The 18,867-nt window shown below is 71.7% G+C and carries 14 protein-coding genes; 5 read left to right on the forward strand and 9 right to left on the reverse strand.

Annotated features, from left to right (window positions below; genetic code table 11):
* Window positions 1-35 precede the first annotated feature (35 nt).
* From ligD (ACFO9I_RS04305) to ACFO9I_RS04330, 6 genes are all read right to left on the reverse strand, one after another.
* On the reverse strand, window positions 36-932 hold the full coding sequence (gene ligD, locus ACFO9I_RS04305) for a non-homologous end-joining DNA ligase (RefSeq protein ID WP_379178154.1): 897 nt from the start codon (window positions 930-932) through the stop codon (window positions 36-38).
* Window positions 932-1,870, reverse strand: a complete 939-nt coding sequence (gene ligD / locus ACFO9I_RS04310) for a non-homologous end-joining DNA ligase (RefSeq protein WP_379178156.1) — start codon at window positions 1,868-1,870, stop codon at window positions 932-934. Before ligD (ACFO9I_RS04310) ends, ligD (ACFO9I_RS04305) begins: the two co-directional genes overlap by 1 nt.
* A 70-nt stretch (window positions 1,871-1,940) precedes the next feature.
* A complete protein-coding gene (locus tag ACFO9I_RS04315) occupies window positions 1,941-2,894 on the reverse strand; it encodes an electron transfer flavoprotein subunit alpha/FixB family protein (RefSeq protein WP_379178158.1) in 954 nt (317 codons plus the stop codon).
* A 13-nt stretch (window positions 2,895-2,907) separates the two neighbouring features.
* Complete coding sequence (locus tag ACFO9I_RS04320) at window positions 2,908-3,678, reverse strand: electron transfer flavoprotein subunit beta/FixA family protein (RefSeq protein ID WP_379178160.1); 771 nt, start codon at window positions 3,676-3,678, stop codon at window positions 2,908-2,910.
* Between the two features lie 144 nt (window positions 3,679-3,822).
* Window positions 3,823-4,170 (reverse strand): hypothetical protein, encoded by a 348-nt coding sequence (locus tag ACFO9I_RS04325; RefSeq protein WP_379178162.1) that lies wholly within the window; start codon window positions 4,168-4,170, stop codon window positions 3,823-3,825.
* On the reverse strand, window positions 4,170-4,949 hold the full coding sequence (locus ACFO9I_RS04330; protein ID WP_379178164.1) for an enoyl-CoA hydratase/isomerase family protein: 780 nt from the start codon (window positions 4,947-4,949) through the stop codon (window positions 4,170-4,172). The genes ACFO9I_RS04325 and ACFO9I_RS04330 overlap by 1 nt, the downstream gene beginning before the upstream one ends.
* A gap of 128 nt (window positions 4,950-5,077) precedes the next feature.
* On the opposite strand from ACFO9I_RS04330, the gene glgX reads away from it, so the two are divergent.
* Window positions 5,078-7,231, forward strand: a complete 2,154-nt coding sequence (gene glgX, locus ACFO9I_RS04335; RefSeq protein WP_379178166.1) for a glycogen debranching protein GlgX — start codon at window positions 5,078-5,080, stop codon at window positions 7,229-7,231.
* 6 nt (window positions 7,232-7,237) lie between these two features.
* Here the strand turns inward: glgX and ACFO9I_RS04340 are convergent, their stop codons facing one another.
* Complete coding sequence (locus ACFO9I_RS04340) at window positions 7,238-7,921, reverse strand: response regulator (protein ID WP_379178168.1); 684 nt, start codon at window positions 7,919-7,921, stop codon at window positions 7,238-7,240.
* On the reverse strand, window positions 7,918-9,564 hold the full coding sequence (locus ACFO9I_RS04345) for an ATP-binding protein (protein WP_379178170.1): 1,647 nt from the start codon (window positions 9,562-9,564) through the stop codon (window positions 7,918-7,920). The genes ACFO9I_RS04340 and ACFO9I_RS04345 overlap by 4 nt, the downstream gene beginning before the upstream one ends.
* A 123-nt stretch (window positions 9,565-9,687) precedes the next feature.
* Between ACFO9I_RS04345 and ACFO9I_RS04350 the strand changes: the two genes are divergently transcribed.
* From ACFO9I_RS04350 to ACFO9I_RS04360, 3 genes are all read left to right on the forward strand, one after another.
* Window positions 9,688-10,539, forward strand: a complete 852-nt coding sequence (locus ACFO9I_RS04350) for an ABC transporter ATP-binding protein (RefSeq protein WP_379178172.1) — start codon at window positions 9,688-9,690, stop codon at window positions 10,537-10,539.
* Window positions 10,529-11,404, forward strand: coding sequence for an ABC transporter permease (locus tag ACFO9I_RS04355; RefSeq protein ID WP_379178174.1), 876 nt, complete (start codon window positions 10,529-10,531; stop codon window positions 11,402-11,404). The genes ACFO9I_RS04350 and ACFO9I_RS04355 overlap by 11 nt, the downstream gene beginning before the upstream one ends.
* A 73-nt stretch (window positions 11,405-11,477) precedes the next feature.
* Window positions 11,478-12,533, forward strand: coding sequence for an ABC transporter substrate-binding protein (locus ACFO9I_RS04360; RefSeq protein WP_379178176.1), 1,056 nt, complete (start codon window positions 11,478-11,480; stop codon window positions 12,531-12,533).
* Between the two features lie 141 nt (window positions 12,534-12,674).
* Here ACFO9I_RS04360 and glgP read toward each other — a convergent pair whose 3' ends face one another.
* Window positions 12,675-15,254 (reverse strand): alpha-glucan family phosphorylase, encoded by a 2,580-nt coding sequence (glgP, locus tag ACFO9I_RS04365; RefSeq protein WP_379178178.1) that lies wholly within the window; start codon window positions 15,252-15,254, stop codon window positions 12,675-12,677.
* 104 nt (window positions 15,255-15,358) lie between these two features.
* Here glgP and ACFO9I_RS04370 point away from each other — a divergent pair, with 104 nt between their 5' ends.
* Window positions 15,359-18,769, forward strand: a complete 3,411-nt coding sequence (locus ACFO9I_RS04370) for a M36 family metallopeptidase (RefSeq protein WP_379178180.1) — start codon at window positions 15,359-15,361, stop codon at window positions 18,767-18,769.
* Window positions 18,770-18,867: the final 98 nt, after the last annotated feature.

The raw sequence follows: 18,867 nt of genomic DNA on the forward strand, positions 1-18,867 counted from the left end.
GGTGGCTCACTCACCGCCAGACCCCGGACACGCGTTCAGAGATGCCCCACCTTGCTCCGCGCCCTGCCGAGTCCCTGCGCGTGCCGCCGCACTCCTGCCCACGGATCGTCACGCTGGGCCAGTCGCCGACGGATCGAGACGATCGTGTGCTGGTCGGGCTCGACCCGAGACAGCTCGTCCCACTCGATCGGCGTCGAGACCGGCGCACCGGGGCGTCCACGGACGGCGTACGGCGGGACGGTGGTCTGCGCGTACGCGTTGCGCAGCACGTCGACGAAGACCCGCCGCCCACGCTTGTCCTTGCGCTGCTCGAGGGTGAGCAGGTCCGGCTCCCGCGCGACCAGCACCTCCGCCACCTGACGGGCGAAGCCGCGGACCTCGTCGAAGTCACCGTCCGGTCGCAGCGGCACCAGCACGTGGTAGCCCCGGGACCCGGTCGTCTTGACGTACGACGTGAGGCCGAGGTCGTCGAGGAGCTCGCCCACCAGCCGGGTCGCCCGGCGCACCCCGGCGAGGTCCTCGACCGAGGGGTCGAGGTCGAAGACCAGCTGGTCGGGCGTGTCGAGGGCGGCGTCCCGGCTCAGCCACGTGTGCGGGGTGATGCAGGCCTGCTGGGCGAGGTGGACGAGCGAGCGGGCGTCCTCGACCATCACCTGCCGCTGCGGCCCGTCGCCGGTGCCCACCTCCACGGTCGCGAACCAGTCGGGGAAGTGGGAGGGCACCTTCTTCTCGTAGAAGGCGTCGGCCTCGATCCCGTCGGGGAACCTCTGCATGTTGACGGGCCGCCCGCGCAGGTGCGGCAGCATCACGTCCGCGACCGCGGCGTAGTACTCCGCCAGGTCCCGCTTGGTGACCGCCGGTCCGCGGTCGCTCGCCGGGAACAGCACCTTGTCGGGGTTGGACACCTCCACCCCGGCGACCTCGACAGCCATCAGGCCTCCCTCACGACGTCGGCAGCATCCTTGTCGGTGCGCAGCCCGAGGTAGCGCGGGTGCCGCAGCTGGCCCGCGCTCGTCCACTCGGTGAAGGCCACCTCGGCGACCAGCTCGGGCCGCGCCCAGTGCACGCCGGCCGTCGGCAGCTTCCCGCGCGTGCACGGGGAGGAGTCGCGCTCCAGCCGGGTGAGTCGCGCGTGCAGGTCGCGGAGCTCCTTCTGGGAGAAGCCCGTGCCGACCTTGCCGGCGTACACGAGGTCGTCTCCGTCCCAGTGGCCCAGCAGCAGCGCCCCGAGCGCCACCCGGGAGCCCTCCGGGTCCGTCCAGCCCACCACGACCAGCTCCTGGTCCGCCTCGCACTTGAACTTCAGCCACCGGTCGGTGCGGCCGGAGACGTACGGCGCGTCCGCGCGCTTCGCGATCAGCCCCTCCCAGCCCCGGCGGCAGATGTCGGCGAAGTACTCCTCCCCGGCGTTCACCCGGTGCGGCGTCCACCGCACCGGGTCCGCCCAGGTGAGCAGTCCGCGCAGGCGCCGCTTGCGGTCCAGCAGGGGCAGGCCGGTGGTGTCCTCGCCATCGGCCCGCAGCACGTCGAAGGCGTAGAACCAGACCGCGACACCGGACCTGCGCGCCTTGGCCGCGCTGGAGACGTGGATGCGTGGCTGCAGGCGGGCGAAGCTGGTGCGCGACCCCTCGAAGGCCACGATCTCGCCGTCCACGACGAAGTCGGTGGACGCCTGCTGCTCGAGGGCCTCGGCGATCTCGGGGAAGGCGACCGTCACGTCACGACCGGACCGTGAGTAGAGCCGCGTCCCCCGCCCCGTGCGCACCGCCAGGCAGCGCTGGCCGTCGAGCTTGCGCTCGTAGATCCAGCCCGGTCTCCAGAAGCGTTCGTGGCTGAGGGTGGCCAGGGCCGGCGCTGGGACGTCGCTCACGACGGACCCGTACCCCGAAATGGCACCGACCCGCCCAGGTGTCCTGGACGGGTCGGCGTACGACGAAGGGTCAGCCCTTGCGCTTGTTGATCTCCTCGGTGGCGGCCGGGAGGACCTTGTGCAGGTCGCCCACGACACCGAAGTCGACGAGCTCGAAGATCGGGGCCTCCTCGTCCTTGTTGACGGCCACGATCGTCTTCGAGGTCTGCATGCCGGCGCGGTGCTGGATCGCACCGGAGATGCCGTTCGCGACGTAGAGCTGCGGCGAGACGGTCTTGCCGGTCTGGCCGACCTGGAAGCTGTGCGGCATCCAGCCCGAGTCGACGGCGGCGCGCGAGGCACCCACGGCCGCGCCGAGCGCGTCGGCGAGACCCTCGATCGGCTCGAAGTCACCACCGGTGCCACGACCACCGGAGACCACGATCGCGGCCTCGGTGAGCTCGGGACGGCCGGTCGCCTTGCGCGGCTGGGAGGCCACGATCTGCGCCTTCTTCGCGGCGTCGGAGATCGTCACGGCGAACTCCTCGACCGTGCCGGCACCGTCGGCCTCCTCGGGAGCGGCCGAGTTCGGCTTCACCGTGATGATCGGGGTGCCCTGGGTGACCTTGCCGGTGAGCGTGTAGTTGCCGGCGAAGACGCTCTGCGTCGCCACGCCGCCCTCCTGCACGTCGACGGCGTCGGTGATCAGGCCCGAGGAGAGCTTGATCGCGAGACGGGCGCCGATCTCCTTGCCCTCCGCGGAGGAGGGGATCAGGATCGCGGCGGGCGAGGCCTTCTCGGCCAGCTGCTGCAAGGCCTCGGCCTTGGGAGCCACCAGGTAGCCCTTGATCTGCGCGTCGTCGACGACGTAGACCTTCTCGGCGCCGTACTTCTTGACCTTCTCGGCGACGTCGGCGGCCTGGTCGCCCGCACCGATGAAGACCGCGGACGGCTCGCCGAGGCGCTTGGCGATGGTCAGGAGCTCGTACGTCGGCTTGCGGACCGCGCCGTCGACGTGGTCGATGAGAACCAGAACTTCAGACATGGGTCAGCGCTCCTCAGATGAACTTCTTGGAGGCGAGGAACTCGGTCAGCGCGGTGGCGCCGGAGCCGTCCTCGTCGGTCACGATCTCGCCGGCGGTACGCGGCGGACGGGCGGTCGTGTCCTCGACCGCGGTCCATGCGGCGTCGAGGCCGACCTCGCTCGCGTCGACCCCGATGTCGCTCAGCGACCAGGTCTCCAGCGGCTTCTTCTTCGCGGCCATGATCCCCTTGAACGAGGGGTAGCGCGCCTCGCCCGACTGGTCGGTGACCGACAGCACCAGCGGCAGCGTGCCACCGATGACCTCGGTCGCGGTGTCGCCGTCGCGCTTGATGCGGACCTGGTCGCCCTGGGCCTCCACCACCGAGGCCAGCGTGACCTGCGGGAGGTCGAGCCGCTCGGCGAGCATGGCGGGCACCACGCCACCGGAGGCGTCGGTCGAGGCCATGCCGCACATCACGACATCGGGCGAGCCGATCTTCTCGATGGCCTTCGCGAGCACCAGCGAGGTGGCGGCGTAGTCGGAGCCGGCGATGGCGTCGTCGCTGACGTGGACGGCCTTGTCGGCCCCCATCTGCAGCGCCTTGCGGACGGCGTCGACAGCCTTCTCCGGGCCGATGGTCAGCGCCGTGACCTCGGTGTCGTCGCCCAGCTTCTCCTTGAGCTGGAGCGCCTGCTCCACGGCGTACTCGTCGAGCTCCGACAGGAGCCCGTCGACGCCCACGCGGTCGACGGTGTTGTCCGACTCGAACTGCCGGTCGGCAGTGGCGTCGGGCACGTACTTCACACAGACAACAATGTTCATGGTGGTGTGGCCGTTACGGCCCCTCCTGTGCACTCGGTGTGTGTGGCGAGGTTACTAGCGAGTCACCCACCGGGGAACGGGTCCCCCGGTGGGGTCAGTCACAGCGTCGGATGGGTCACACGCCCCTCAGGGACGCACGAGCCGCTCCAGGACCCGACCGACGACGAGCCAGGCGATGGCGCCCAGGCCCCAGTTGACGAGGGCGTTCTTGGTGGCGGCGTCCTTGCCGGTGAACTCCTTGATCCCGTCGGAGCGGGAGAAGACGCCGAGGTCCAGCTTGTCGGCGGTCTCCAGGACGAACTTCACCAGCGCGTTGTCCTGGTTGGCGTCGAGGGCGACCAGCAGCGCGCCCACTGCGAGGAAGAGCGCGGCCAGCGCGCAGACGAGCCACAGGAGGCGGGCCACCTGCACCCGGACCTTCGCGACCGTGACCTTGCGGGTGGACGGTGAGTCCACCTCGGCTCTGCGCTTCATCAACGCCCCTTGAACTCGGCCTTGCCCGGACCGTTCTGGACGAAGGATTGCATACCGATGGTCCGGTCCTCGGTGGCGAACAGCCCGGCGAACTGCATGCGCTCGATCTCCAGCCCGGTCTCCAGGTCGACCTCGAGCCCGCGGTCGATGCACTCCTTGGCCGCCCGCAGCGCGTACGACGCGGCGCCGGCGAACTGGCGCGCCCAGGCGACCGCCTCGTCGTACACGGACCCGGCCGGGAAGAGCCGGTCGACCATCCCGATCGCCAGCGCCTCGTCGGCCTGCACGAAGCGGCCGGTGAAGATCAGGTCCTTGGCCTTGCTCGGGCCCACCAGCCGGGTCAGCCGCTGGGTGCCACCGGCGCCGGGGATGATGCCGAGCAGCACCTCGGGCTGGCCGAGCACCGCGTCGTCCGCGGCGAAGCGCAGGTCGGCGGCCAGCGCCAGCTCGCAGCCGCCGCCGAGGGCGTAGCCGGTCACCGCGGCCACGACCGGCTTGGGGATCCGCGCGACCGCGGTCACCGCGGACTGCAGCGGGCCGGAGCGCTTGACCATGTCGACGTGCGACATGTCGGCCATCTCCTTGACGTCGTTGCCGGCCGCGAAGACCCGCTCCCCGCCGTACAGCACGACAGCCTTGACGTCGTCACGCTCGGTGGCCTCGGCGGCCGCGGCCCGGAGCTCCTCCTGGACCTGCACCGAGATCGCGTTCATCTTGGGCCGGTCCAGCCGGATCGTGCCCACACCGTCAGCGACCTCGAGCCGCACGAATTCACCCATCGGGTCTTCCCACCTCATCGCTCGTCGGATCGGGCGCGCCGGGCGCGCCCACCCCGGCATTATTCACAGGTGGCCGTTCGGCGGGGACCCGGCCTCGATCGTGGAGAATGACCCGGGTGATACCGGGAATGTGGAGCCACCTGGGGCAGCAGGCGCTGGTGTGGCCCGGCCGCAACTACCCGCTGGGGTCGGACTGGTCGGAGGAGTCGACGAACTTCGCCGTCTACGCGCCGGCCGCGACGCAGGCCTGGGTCTGCCTGTTCGACGACGACGACGTCGAGACCCGCCACCAGCTCACCGAGCGGTCGCTGGGCATCTGGCACGGCGCGCTCCCGGGCATCGCACCGGGCACGCGCTACGGCTACCGGGTCGCCGGGCCGTGGCGACCCGACGAGGGGCTGCGGTTCAACCACCACAAGCTGCTGCTCGACCCCTACGGCCAGGCCGTCTCCGGGTCGTTCACCCCGCACCCCGCCGTCTTCGGCTACGTGCAGGGCAGCCCGAACGAGCCCAACCTCGAGGACTCCGCGCCGTACGTCCCCCGCAGCGTGGTCGTGCACGACTCGTTCGACTGGGGCGACGACACCCCGATGCGCCGTCGCTGGCGCGACACCGTGATCTACGAGATGCACGTCAAGGGCATGACCGCGCTGCACGACCGGGTGCCCGAGCACCTGCGCGGCACGTACGCCGGGCTGGCGACACCGGCGGTGACCGACTACCTGCGCGACCTCGGCGTCACCGCCGTCGAGCTGCTGCCCGTGCACCAGTTCGTGTCCGAGACCGCGCTCGTCGCGCGCGGCACCTCGAACTACTGGGGCTACAACTCGATCGGCTACTTCGCCCCGCACAACGCCTACTCCTCCTCGGGCGACCGCGGCCAGCAGGTCACCGAGTTCAAGCAGATGGTCAAGGCCTTCCACGAGGCCGGCCTCGAGGTGATCCTCGACGTCGTCTACAACCACACCGCCGAGGCCGGCGTCGAGGGTCCGACCCTATCGTTCCGGGGGCTCGACGATCGCGGCTTCTACCGTCGCGTCCTCCCCCAGCGCGACAAGAAGACCTCCGTCCTCGCCTTCGACGACACCTACTGGGACGTCACCGGCTGCGGCAACACCGTCGACACCTCCAACCCGCTCGCGCTGCGGATGATCCTCGACTCGCTGCGCTACTGGGTCACCGAGATGCACGTCGACGGCTTCCGCTTCGACCTGATGTCGGCGCTCACCCGCACCGGCTACGACATCGACATGCACTGCGCGCTGCTGGTGGCGATCGGCCAGGACCCGATCCTGCGGCACGTGAAGCTCGTCGCCGAGGCGTGGGACGCCTCGATGGACGGCTACCTCGTAGGCCGGATGCCGCCGCCGTGGGTCGAGTGGAACGACCAGTACCGCGACACCATCCGCGACTTCTGGCGCGGCCGCTCCTCCGGCATCCGCACGGTCGCGACCCGGCTCGCCGGCTCCTCGGACCTGTACGCCGACGACGGCCGGTCGGCGTACAACTCCGTGAACTTCGTGACCGCCCACGACGGCTTCACGCTGCGCGACCTGGTGTCCTACGACCACAAGCACAACGAGGCCAACGGCGAGGACAACCGCGACGGCACCGACAACAACCACTCGTGGAACCACGGGGTGGAGGGTGAGACCGACGATGCCGAGATCGTGTCGTTGCGGCGGCGCCAGGCCGCGAACCTGATGGCCACGCTGTGCCTGTCCAACGGCGTGCCGATGATCACCGCCGGCGACGAGCGCGGCCGCACCCAGCGCGGCAACAACAACGCCTACAGCCAGGACAACGAGGTCTCGTGGATCGACTGGCGCACCGACGACGCCTGGCTCGACGTCTACGAGGTCACCAAGGCCGCACTGCGGCTGCGCCGCGAGCACCCCGCGCTGCGCCAGCGGCACTGGTTCGAGGGGCGGCCCGCGATCCGGGGCGGCCCCAAGGACCTGGCCTGGCTGCACCCGTCGGGCCGGGAGATGACCGGTGACGACTGGCACGACGAGCAGCTCTCGGTGGTGTCGATGTTCGTGTCCGGGGCGCCGCTGCGCTCCCCCGGGCCGCGCGGCGAGCAGCAGGTGGACAAGTCGTTCCTGATCTACCTGAACTCCGGCGCCAGGCCGGTGCGCATCGAGATCCCCGAGCAGACCTGGGTGCAGTCCGGCGAGGTCGTGCTGTCCACCGACTTCAAGCTGCCGATCGGCACCGCGGTCAAGGTCGGCGACCGCTTCTCGCTCGGCTCGCGCTGCGTGCTGGTGCTCCGGGAGACCTGAGCGCTGTCAGTCGCGGCGGCCCAGCCACTCGAAGCAGTGCTCGGGACGGCCGGTGGTGCCGTAGCGCAGGCTCAGCCGGACGTGTCCGTCGCGGGCGAGGTCGGACAGGTAGCGCTGGGCGGTCGCCCGCGAGACCCCGGTCGCCTCGGCCACCTCGATCGCGGTGACCGCGTCGGTGGCGGCGCGCAGCACCTCGACGATCGCCTCGGACGTCACCGGGGAGCGGCCCTTGCGCGTCGAGGCCACCGGCGAGTCGGCCATCCGCAGCGCCTGGAGCGCCCGGTCGACGGCCGGCTGGTCGAGGTGGGCGCCGGCGCCCAGGAGGTTCCAGAACCGGGCGAACGCGACCAGCCGCTCGACCAGCACCGCGGGCGGAAAGGGCTTGAGCACGTAGTTGACGGCGCCCGCGGCCAGCGCGCGGCGCACCACCTCGGAGTCCTCGGCCGCGCTGACCATCAGCACCGCGGCGCCGAGGCGGCGCAGGATCTCCGAGCCGTTCGTGTCGGGGAGGTACTCGTCGAGCAGCACCAGGTCGGGCCGCAGCTCCTCGGACATGCGTACGGCGTCGGCCGCGGTGTGGGCCGTCCCGACGACCTCGAAGCCGTCGGCGGCCTCGACGTACGACGCGTGCAGCCGCGCGACCCGGAAGTCGTCGTCGACGACCAGCACCCGGATGGAACCTGTGCTCATGGGAGCCCTTCCTCTCGTGCCTCCCGGCCGGCGAGCGCCGAGGCCAGCCGGGCCTCGAACGCGGCCCCGTGGTCGTCGTTGCCGCCGTCGACCAGGCGCACGTCGCCGCCGTGCGCCCGTGCGGTGTGCCGGGCCAGCGCCAGGCCCAGGCCGTGCCCGGGCATGTCGCCGGGCCGGGTCGTGAAGCCGTGGTCGAACAGCTGGCCCGCGTGCGCCTCGGGGACGCCGTCGCCGCTGTCGACGACGTGGACGACCAGGTCGGCACCGTCGCCGAGCAGGGTCACCTCGACCCAGCGGGGGTGGCGCTCACCCTCGGCCGCGGCGCGGATCCCGTTGTCCAGCAGGTTGGCGACGACGGTCACCGTGTCCAGCGGGTGCGCCAGCCGCCCGTCCACCCAGCTGGCGTCGGACACCACGAGCGCCACGCCCGCCTCGGACGCAGCCGCGGACTTCGCCGCGAGCAGCCCGGCCAGGTAGGGGTCGTCGACCCCGGACACCCAGGTGCTGGCCTCGCTGAGGCCGGAGAGGTACTCCCCCGCTTCCGCGAGGTCGCCGTGGTGGAGCAGCCCGGTCAGCGTGTGCAGCCGGTTGCTGTGCTCGTGGGCCTGCGCGCGCAGCGCGTCGGTGAGCGCCCGGGTCGCCTCGAGCTCGCGACCCAGCTCGTCCAGGTCGGTGCGGTCGCGCAGCGTCAGGACCGTGCCGAGGTCGCGCCGGTCGCGGCGGACCGCCAGCCGGGTCACGAGCACGACCCGTCCGCCCAGCACCCGCAGCGCCCCCGTGGGTGGCGGTTCCTCGGCGAGGAGGGCGAGCACCTCGGGGCCGGCGCCGGTGTCGGTGAGCGCCGCCCCCCGGGGCAGGTCGCAGCCCAGCAGCCGGGCGGCCTCGGCGTTGGCCACGGTGATCCGGCCGGCCGGGTCGACGCCCAGGACGCCGTCCCGGACCCCGCCCAGCACCGCGGCGTGCTCACGCACGAGGTCGGCCATCTCCTCCGGCTCCAGCCCCAGGGTCGTCCGTCGCAACCGGCGGCCCAGCAGCACCGCGCCGGCCAGGCCGACCGCCAGCGGACCCAGCGCCACCAGCCCGAGCAGCACCACGAGCTTGTGCGTCTCCCGGTCCAGCTCCGAGATCGCGATGCCCACGCTGACCTCGCCGATCACGGCGCCGGCCTCGTCGCGCAGCGGCACCTTGCCCCGGGCGGAGTAGCCCAGCGTCCCCCGCTCGATCTTGACCACCTCGTGCCCCGCGAGCACCTCGTCCGGGCTGGTGCTGACCGGCTTCCCGATGTTGGCCAGCGTCGGGTGGCTGAACCGGATCCCCGCGTCGTCGGTGACGACGACGTAGAGCGCGCCCGTGGCGTTGCGGACCCGCTCGGCCTCGCGCTGGACCGGGCCCTCCACCGTGGGCCTGCCTCGCGCCACCCGCCGCGCCAGTCCCGGCGAGGACGCCATGCTGCGCGCGATCGCGAGCGCCCGTTGCTCGTACTGCTTCTCCAGGTCGTCGCGCAGCACCGCGGTCGACGCGGCCAGGGACCCCAGCACCACCACGACCAGCAGCAGCGCGAGCGCGACGATCGCCTGGGTGCTGAGGGCGAGCCGGGGGCGCCGGCGGAGCGCCTCGACGGGCGCTCGGAGGGGGCTGCGCACCCGGTCACTGTAGGACTCCCCGGACCGCGTGAGCACAACGCGCAGAACGTCGTTTGTGCGGGGATCGGCCACAAGCAGCACAAGGATGGTGACGGCCGTCACTCGCTCGTACGGTCCTGCGCCATGACCCAGATCACTTCGACGCCCCAACCCCCGAGCGGGGCGAGCGCAGGCCCGCCGGCGATCTCGCTGCGCGCCGCCACCAAGCGCTTCCCGACCAAGAGCGGCGGGGCGTTCACCGCCCTCCGCGACGTGACCCTCGACGTGGCGCCGGGCGAGTTCGTCTCGATCGTCGGCCCGACCGGCTGCGGCAAGTCCACGACCCTCTCCCTCGTGTCCGGGCTCGAGCCCGCCTCCCAGGGCACCGCCCACGTCCACGGGCGCCCGGTCGCCGGGATCCCCGACGGCGTCGGCTACATGTTCCAGGCCGACGCCGTGCTGCCGTGGAAGAACGTCCTCGACAACGTCGCGGTCGGGCTGCGTTACCGCGGCACCGCCAAGGCGGAGGCCAACGCCAGGGCCCGCGACTGGATCGAGCGCGTCGGGCTGGCCGGCTTCGAGGACCGGTTCCCCCACCAGCTCTCCGGCGGCATGCGCAAGCGCGTGGCGATGGCCCAGACGCTGATCACCGAGCCCTCCCTGCTGCTGCTCGACGAGCCGTTCGGCGCGTTGGACGTGCAGACCCGGGAGCTGATGCAGGACGAGCTGCTGCGGCTGTGGTCCGGCACCGGCGCCGCCTGCGTGTTCGTCACCCACGACCTCACCGAGGCGATCACGCTCGCCGACCGGGTGGTCGTCATGACGGCCGGACCCGCGACGGTCAAGGACGTCGTGGACATCGACCTGCCCCGCCCCCGCCGGGTCGAGGAGATCCGGCTGACCCCCGAGTTCATCGATCTCTACAAGCGGGTGTGGGACAGCCTGCGCGAGGAAGTCGAGATCACCCGCACGAGAGGAGCGTCCCGTGTCGCTTGACCTCCAGGCCCCCGCCGGGCCGGTCACCACCCCTGCGTCCGCCGAGACGCCCGCGCCGCGGCGACGTCGTACGTCGCGTCGCGCGCTGCTCACCCACGCCGTCCGGATCGCGCTCATCGTGGTCTGGCTCGGCTCCTGGGAGCTCACCGCCCGCACGGTGATCGACCCGTTCTACTACTCGATGCCCAGCCAGATCTGGGACAAGCTCGTCATCTGGTTCACCGAGGGCAGCTCGCAGGGCTCCATCTGGGGCACGATCGCGGTCACCCTCGAGGAGGCCGTGCTCGGCTTCGTGATCGGCACCCTCGCCGGTGTCGTGCTCGGCATCGTGCTCGGACGCAGCCGGTTCGTCGCCGACGTGCTCGCGCCGTTCATCAAGGGCGCGAACGCGATCCCGCGCATCGTCCTGGCCTCGCTGTTCGTCATCTGGTTCGGCCTCGGCATGTCGTCGAAGGTCGCGACCGCGTTCGTGCTGGTCTTCTTCGCGGTCTTCTTCAACGCCTTCCAGGGCGCCCGCGAGGTCGACAAGGTGCTGGTCGACAACGCCCGCATCCTCGGCGCCGGCCGCTGGGCGCTGATGCGCTCGGTGATCCTGCCCAGCGCCACCTCGTGGATCCTCGCCAGCATGCACGTGGCCTTCGGCTTCGCGCTGATCGGCGCGATCGTCGGTGAGTACACCGGCGCCGACAAGGGGCTGGGCCTGCTGATCAACCACTCGCAGGGCAACTTCGACGCCGCCGGCATCTACGCCGGGATGCTGATCACCACCGTGCTGGCCCTGGTCGCCGAGTGGCTGATCACCCAGCTCGAGGTGCGGCTGACCTCGTGGCGCCCGCCGGCGAGCGGCCAGGCCACCGGCCTCTGAAGGTCTCCACGCACGACCACCCCCACCCCCACATCCGTCCCTCCGGGCCCTGCCCGGGAAGGAGCACACCACCATGCAGCAGCACGCCCGACGCCTCGCCGTCGCCCTCACCACCGTCGCCCTCGCGTCCACCTCGCTCGCCGGCTGCCGCAGCAGCGGCGCCAGCGCCGAGAGCGGCGACCAGGCCAGCGGCCGTCCGAAGGTCACGATCATGGTCGGCGGCATCGACAAGGTCATCTACCTGCCCGCCATGCTCACCCAGCAGCTCGGCTACTTCGACGACGAGGGCGTCGACGTCAAGCTGCTCACCGAGCCCTCCGGCGCGAGCGCCGAGAACGTCCTGGTCGCCGGTCAGGTGCAGGGCGTCGTCGGGTTCTACGACCACACGATCACGCTCCAGGCCCAGGGCAAGTGCATCGAGAGCGTCGTCCAGCTGGCGAAGGTGCCGGGCGAGGCCGAGGTGGTCGCCACCGACGCCGCGAAGACGCTCACCGGCGCCGGGGACTTCGGCGGCAAGAAGCTGGGGGTCACCTCTCCCGGTTCGTCGACGGACTACCTGACGCAGTACCTCGCCACCAAGAACGGCCTCGAGACGTCGGACTACACGACCGTCACCGCGGGCGCCGGCTCGACGTTCCTCGCCGCACTGTCCAACGGGGGCATCGACGCCGGGATGACCACCGACCCGACCATCGCCACGGCGGTGTCCAAGGGCCTGGGCAAGGTGATCGTCGACATGCGCACCGAGGAGGGCACCCGCAAGGCGCTCGGCGGCCTCTACCCCGCGGCGTCGATGTACATGGACTGCGGCTACGTCGAGGAGAACCCCGAGACCGTGCAGAAGCTGGTCAACGCCTTCTCCCACACCATGACGTGGATCAGCGAGCACGACGCCGCCGACATCGCCGCGAAGATGCCGACCGACTACAACGGCGGCGACCCCGAGCTCTACGAGCAGTCGATCGAGGACTCCTCGCCGATGTTCACCACCGACGGCCGGATGCCCGAGGGCGGCCCCGAGACCGTGCTCGACGTGCTCGGCACGTTCAGCGACACGGTGAAGGCGAAGAAGGACGACATCGACCTGTCGAAGACCTACACCACGGAGTTCGTCGACAACGTCAGCTGACACCCGCAGACAGCGCAAGAGGCCGACAACCCCGAGGGGTTGTCGGCCTCTTCTGTTGCTTGTCGGCCGGTGCACTGGCCGACAAGCACAGGAGTCACCGGCCAGCCGGTGACTCCTGCACCACGATCACGCCACCACCAGCTACGGCAGGGCGATGACACCCAGCTCGGCGGGCGAGGTGAGCAGGTCGTTGCGCGGGATCACGCGCACCGTGTAGCCGAACGCGCCGCTGTGGTCGAGGACGACGTCACCGTCGAAGCGGTGCCGGCCGCCCTCGTAGCTCTCCGCGACGTGCAGGGTGTCCACGACGACGTCGGTGAGCCGGTCCTCGCTGTCGATGCGGCCGTGGACCAGCTGCACCGCCACGTCCTCGGGCGAGAGGTCGCCGAGCGCGATGAACGCACGCGCGCTCATCACGTCGCCGACCTCCGGAGCGTCGGTGACGCCGCTGCTCTCGACGTGCTCGACACGGACGCCCTCCCAGCCGCTGCGCACCTTCTTCTTCCAGGCGGCCAGCTCGGCGGCGCCGTGGTAGTCGGAGTTCAGCTGGCGCGCGATGCCGGCGGAGGGGGCGTAGAGCTGGCGCACGTAGTCACGCACCATGCGGGTCGCCAGGACCTTGGGGCCGAGCGACTTCAGGGTGTGGCGGACCATCTCCAGCCAGCGGGTCGGGACGCCCTCGCCGTCGGTGTCGTAGAAGCGCGGCGCGATCTCGTTCTCGATGAGGTCGTAGAGCGCGTTCGCCTCGAGGTCGTCGCGGTGGTCGGGGTCCTCGACGCCGTCGGCGGACGGGATCGCCCAGCCGTTGTTGCCGTCGTACCACTCGTCCCACCAGCCGTCGAGGATGGAGAGGTTCAGACCACCGTTGAGGGCGGCCTTCATGCCCGACGTGCCGCAGGCCTCGTAGGGACGCAGCGGGTTGTTGAGCCAGACGTCGCAACCGGGGTAGAGCGGCTGGGCCATCGCGATGTCGTAGTTGGGCAGGAAGACGATGCGGTGCCTGACCTCCGGGTCGTCGGCGAAGCGCACCATCTCCTGGATCAGCTTCTTGCCGCCGTCGTCGGCGGGGTGCGACTTCCCGGCGATCACCAGCTGCACCGGGCGCTCCGGGTCGAGCAGCAGCTTCTTGAGCCGGTCGGGGTGGCGCAGCATCAGCGTCAGGCGCTTGTACGACGGCACCCGGCGGGCGAACCCGATGGTGAGCACGTCGGGGTCGAGGGCGTTCTCGATCCAGCCGAGCTCGGCCTTGGCCGCCCCGCGCTTTTCCCAGGACCGGGCCAGGCGCTGGCGGGCGTCCTCGACCAGGCGCTCGCGGAGCTGGCGCTTGACCGCCCACACGTCCGCGCCGGGGATCTTGTCGACCGCGGCCCAGAAGCCGTCGGGGTCGTCGCTGTCGCGGTCCGCGCCGTGGGCCACGGCGAGGTCGATGACCTCGCGGGCGACCCAGGTCGGCGCGTGCACGCCGTTGGTGATCGACCCGATCGGCACCTCGGCCTCGTCGAAGGCCGGCCAGAGGCCGTTGAACATGCCGCGGCTGACGTGGCCGTGCAGCAGGGAGACGCCGTTCGCCCGCTGGGCGAGGCGGAATCCCATGACGGCCATGTTGAAGACCGACGCGTCGCCGCCGTTGTAGTCCTCGGAGCCGAGGGAGAGGATCCGGTCGATCGGGACGCCCGGGGTGGCACCGGCGTCGCTGAAGTACTGCTCGACGAGCGTCCGCGGGAACCGGTCGATGCCGGCCGGGACGGGCGTGTGGGTGGTGAAGACCGTGGAGGCACGGCTGACCTCGAGGGCGGTGTCGAAGTCGAGCTTCGGGCCACCCTCCTCCACGGTGAGCTCGCGGATCCGCTCGAGGCCGAGGAAGCCCGCGTGGCCCTCGTTGGTGTGGAACACCTCCGGAGCCGGGGCGCCGGTGATGCGGGAGTAGACGCGCAGCGCGCGCACGCCGCCGACGCCGAGCAGAAGCTCCTGGCGCAGGCGGTGCTCGCTGTTGCCGCCGTAGAGGCGGTCGGTCACGTCGCGGTAGTGGTCGGGGTTGCCCTCGACGTCGGAGTCGAGGAGCAGCAGCGGCACCCGGCCGACGCTGGCGACCCAGATGCGGGCCAGCAGGTCGGGACCGTCGGGCAGGGAGATGGAGATCAGGGCACGGGAGCCGTCCTTCTCGCGCAGCAGCGAGATCGGCAGGCCGTCGGGGTCGAGGACCGGGTAGGTCTCCTGCTGCCAGCCCTCACGCGAGAGGGCCTGCTCGAAGTAGCCGTGCCGGTAGAGGAGGCCGACACCGGTGATCGGCACGCCGAGGTCGCTGGCGGCCTTGAGGTGGTCGCCGGCGAGGATGCCGAGGCCGCCGGAGTACTGCGGCAGCACCGCGGTGATGCCGAACTCCGGGGAGAAGTAGGCGACCGCCCGCGGGCCCTCGTGCGCCTGGCGGCGCTGGAACCAGCGGTCACCGCTCAGGTACGCGTCGAGGTCCGCCTTGGCGGCGGCCAGCTGACCGAGGAAGGCCTGGTCGGAGGCCAGCTCCTCGAGCCGGCTCCGGCCGACGGCCCCCAGCAGCTTGACCGGGTCCCGCCCGGTCGACTCCCACAGCACCGGGTCGACGGCTGCGAAGACGTCCTGCGTCTCCGGGTGCCAGGACCACCTGAGATTGCCGGCCAGGTCCCCCAGGGCGGCGAGCGCCGCGGGGAGGACGGGCCGGACCGTGAATCGTCGAATTGCACGCACCCGAGGACGGTAGCGCTATTTCTTGGATCGATCCAAGCCTTGACGAAACCGTGACCAGGTGATGACGGCATAACGAACCCCACCCGAACAGCGTTGTCCGGCACATGACGACCCGCCCCGTGCGCCGCGGCCGACTCGCCGCCACCGTCGCCGTTGCGCTGACCGCCACCCTGGTCACCGGTCCGGCCCAGCTGCCCGCCCACGCGGCCGGACCCGCACCTGCGGCCGGCACGCCCACGCCGGTGACGCCCGGCGACCCGCTCCCCGGCCCCGCTGACCAGGACCTGCGGGGCACGGCGCTGCCGACGCTCGCCCAGCGCGCGGCGGTGTCGGAACTCGACGTCGTCGACGTCCGCTGGAACCAGTTCGGCACGCCCTCCTCGCTGCTGCCGGCGGACGGCAGCCTCGGCGCCGCCACCTCCGACGACCCGGTCGAGGCGGCCCGGTCGTGGCTCGCCGCGCACGCCGACGTGTTCGGCCTCACCGCGAGCGACCTCGGTGGTCTGGACCTGGTCAACGACCAGCGGCTCGCGCAGAGCGACGCGCACGCCGTCCTCTTCCGGCAGCGGTTCGGCGAGCTGACCCCCGCTCTCGACAGCATGGTCACCGTGGGCGTCGCCGACGGCCGGATCGCCTACGTCTCCTCGTCCCTGACGAGGACGACCGGCACCCCCGCCGCGGCGACCCTCAGCCCGCTCGAGGCCTGGCGCGCCGCGGCCGAGGCGGTGGACCTCCCCGTCGACGCCGGCGCCCTCGACGGTGTCGAGCCCGAGGTCGCCGGCGGCTGGACCCGGTTCTCCGTCCCCGGCCTGGCACAGGAGCAGCAGGTCCGGCTCCGCGCGCTCGCGATGGCCGACGGCTCGGTCCGGCCGGTGTTCGAGACCAACGTGCTCGACGTCGCGCAGGGCTCGGCCGTCGCCTGGACGGCGATGGTCGACGCCCGCGACGGCTCGGTCCTGCACCTGCAGGACCGCGTCGACAACGAGAACGACGTCCACCCGTTCCCCGGCGAGACCACCGCGACCGACTGCGGCCCGCGGCACGAGTTCGAGCTCGGCGACGACCGGACGCGGCGCCTCGACGCGGTCGCGGTGATGGCCAACGCCGCCGACGACGTCGTGGTCAAGCTGTTCGACCCGCAGGGCGAGCTGCTGGCGTCCGGCGACCTGGCCACCAGCCCCGAGACCGCGTCGTACACCACCGACGCCATCCCGGCCGGGAAGTACGCCGTCCAGGTCTGCCCGTTCGACGACCCGACCACTCCCCTGCTGCCGCCGTTCAACTACGCGGTCACGGTCACCTCGAGCGACGTCGCGACCCCCGGGGCCGACACCGCGCTCCCCGCCCCACTGTGGCGCTACTTCGCCACCAACCCGACCCTGGACTGGTCGCCCGACAGCACCCCCGGCAACAGCGTCGTCGGGTGCTGGACGGCGTCCGACACCTGCACGGCGCCGACCGGCCCCTTCGGGAACATCGCGGCCCCCGGACCGTGGGACACGGTCGTCAAGACCGGCCAGCCGACGCTCACGACGGTCGGCAACAACGCCAACACCCACGAGGCCTGGCTGAGCCCGGACAGCCCCGGCGGCACCCTGCAGGCGCCCGTCTCGCCGACCCGTGAGTACACCCAGGAGTTCACCGACGCCTGGAACAACTCCGGCTGCGACCCGACCCAGCTGCGGCCCGGGGGGAACGACATCAACCAGGCCGTGACCAACCTGTTCGTCGCGCACAACCGGATGCACGACTACTCCTACTACCTCGGCTTCACCGAGGCGAACTACAACCTGCAGCAGGACAACATGGGCCGGGGCGGGGTTGCCGGTGACTCGGAGACCGGCAACGCCCAGGCCGGCGCGATCGACGGAGGGGCCCCGTCCTACCTCGGCCGGGACAACGCCAACCAGATCACGCTGCAGGACGGCACCCCGGGCATCACCAACCAGTACCTCTTCCAGCCCATTGCCGGCGCGTTCTACTCGCCCTGCACCGACGGCGCCCTGGACATGAGCGTGGTCGGGCACGAGTACACCCACGCGATCAGCAACCGGATGATCGGCGGGCCCGACGAGGGGATCACCTCCGAACAGGGCGGCGCCATGGGCGAGTCCTGGGGCGACCTCACCGCCGCCGAGTACATGTTCAGCCACGGCTACTCCACCGGCACCAGCCCGTGGGTGGTCGGCCCGTACGCCACCGGGAACCGCAAGGCCGGCATCCGCGACTACCCGATCAACCGCAACCCGCTGAACTACTCCGACTACGGGTTCGACAGCACCGGCGTGGAGGTGCACGCGGACGGCGAGATCTGGAACGGCACCCAGTGGCAGGTGCGCCAGGCGCTGGTCCGGAAGTGGGACGCGAAGTACCCCTACGCCGACAAGCGGCTCCAGCTCCGGTGCGCGCAGGCCGGCGCCGGCCGCACCCCCCTCCCCCCGAACCAGTGCCCCGGCAACCGCCGGTGGATCCAGCTGGTGTTCGACGCCTTCCTGCTGCAGCAGGGCGCGACCTCCATGCTCGACGCCCGCGACGCCATGCTCGCGGCCGACCGGATGCGCTTCGGTGGGAAGGACCTGACGGTCATGTGGGACGCCTTCGCGCGGCGCGGCATGGGCCGCGGGGCCTCGACGCCGAACGCCGACTCGGGCGACCCGACGCCGAGCTTCGCCTCGCCGAGGGCACGCAACGCGACGGTCACCGTCAAGGCGCCCGGCCGCGGCAAGGTGTACGTCGGCCACTACGAGGCCCGGGCCACCCCGGTGGCGGACACCTCCCGGAGGACGAAGCTCGACGACACCGTGCGTCTCGTGCCCGGCCGTCACCAGCTGCTGTTCGCCTCCGCGAAGCGCGGCTTCCAGCGCTTCACGCTGACCGTGCGGCCCGGCGAGCACCGGACCGTGCGGGTGCCCGGCCCGAGGAACCTCGCGGCGGGCAAGGCGGGCGCGAAGGTGATCCGCTCGAGCCCCGGCTCGCTCAACCCCGGGGCCCTCATCGACGGCACCGAGCGGACCGCCTGGGGTGGGACGAGCGAGAGCAACGTCGACGCCACGCACCCGTACGTCGCCGTCGACCTGACCGGACGCGTCCACACGGTCCGGCGCGTGAACGTGAGCGCGATGCTCAACCCTGCGCCGGCGAGCCCCACCGACGTACCCCTCGCCGCCGACCCCGACTCCGGGTCGCGCTTCACGGCGCTGCGGAGGTTCGCCCTGGAGGCCTGCGTCCGGCACTGCCGGTCCACCCGGGCCACCTGGAAGCGGTTCTACACCTCCGGTCCCGCCGCCTTCCCGGCGATGCGGCCGCGGCCGGTGGCACCCGACCTTGCCCTGCGGTCCTTCGCGGTGCGGCCGACCAGGGCGGCCGCGATCCGGTTCGTCGCGCTGGAGAACCAGTGCACGGGCTTCGCGGGCTACGCCGGCGAGCAGGATGCCGACCCGCTCAACGACACCGACTGCAAGTCGGCCTCGGACCGCGGGTCGATCGTGCACGCCGCGGAGCTGCAGGTGTACTGACCGCGGTCGGCGGGTACGACCGCCCCGATCTCGACCAGCGGGTGGGCTCTCTCGGAGGAGTCCACCCGTTGGTCGTTCCGAACCCCGGTGGCTTGCGT

Origin of the sequence: Nocardioides sp. GCM10023255 (assembly GCF_042653125.1) — a bacterium.
Taxonomy (GTDB): Bacteria; Actinomycetota; Actinomycetes; order Propionibacteriales; family Nocardioidaceae; genus Nocardioides.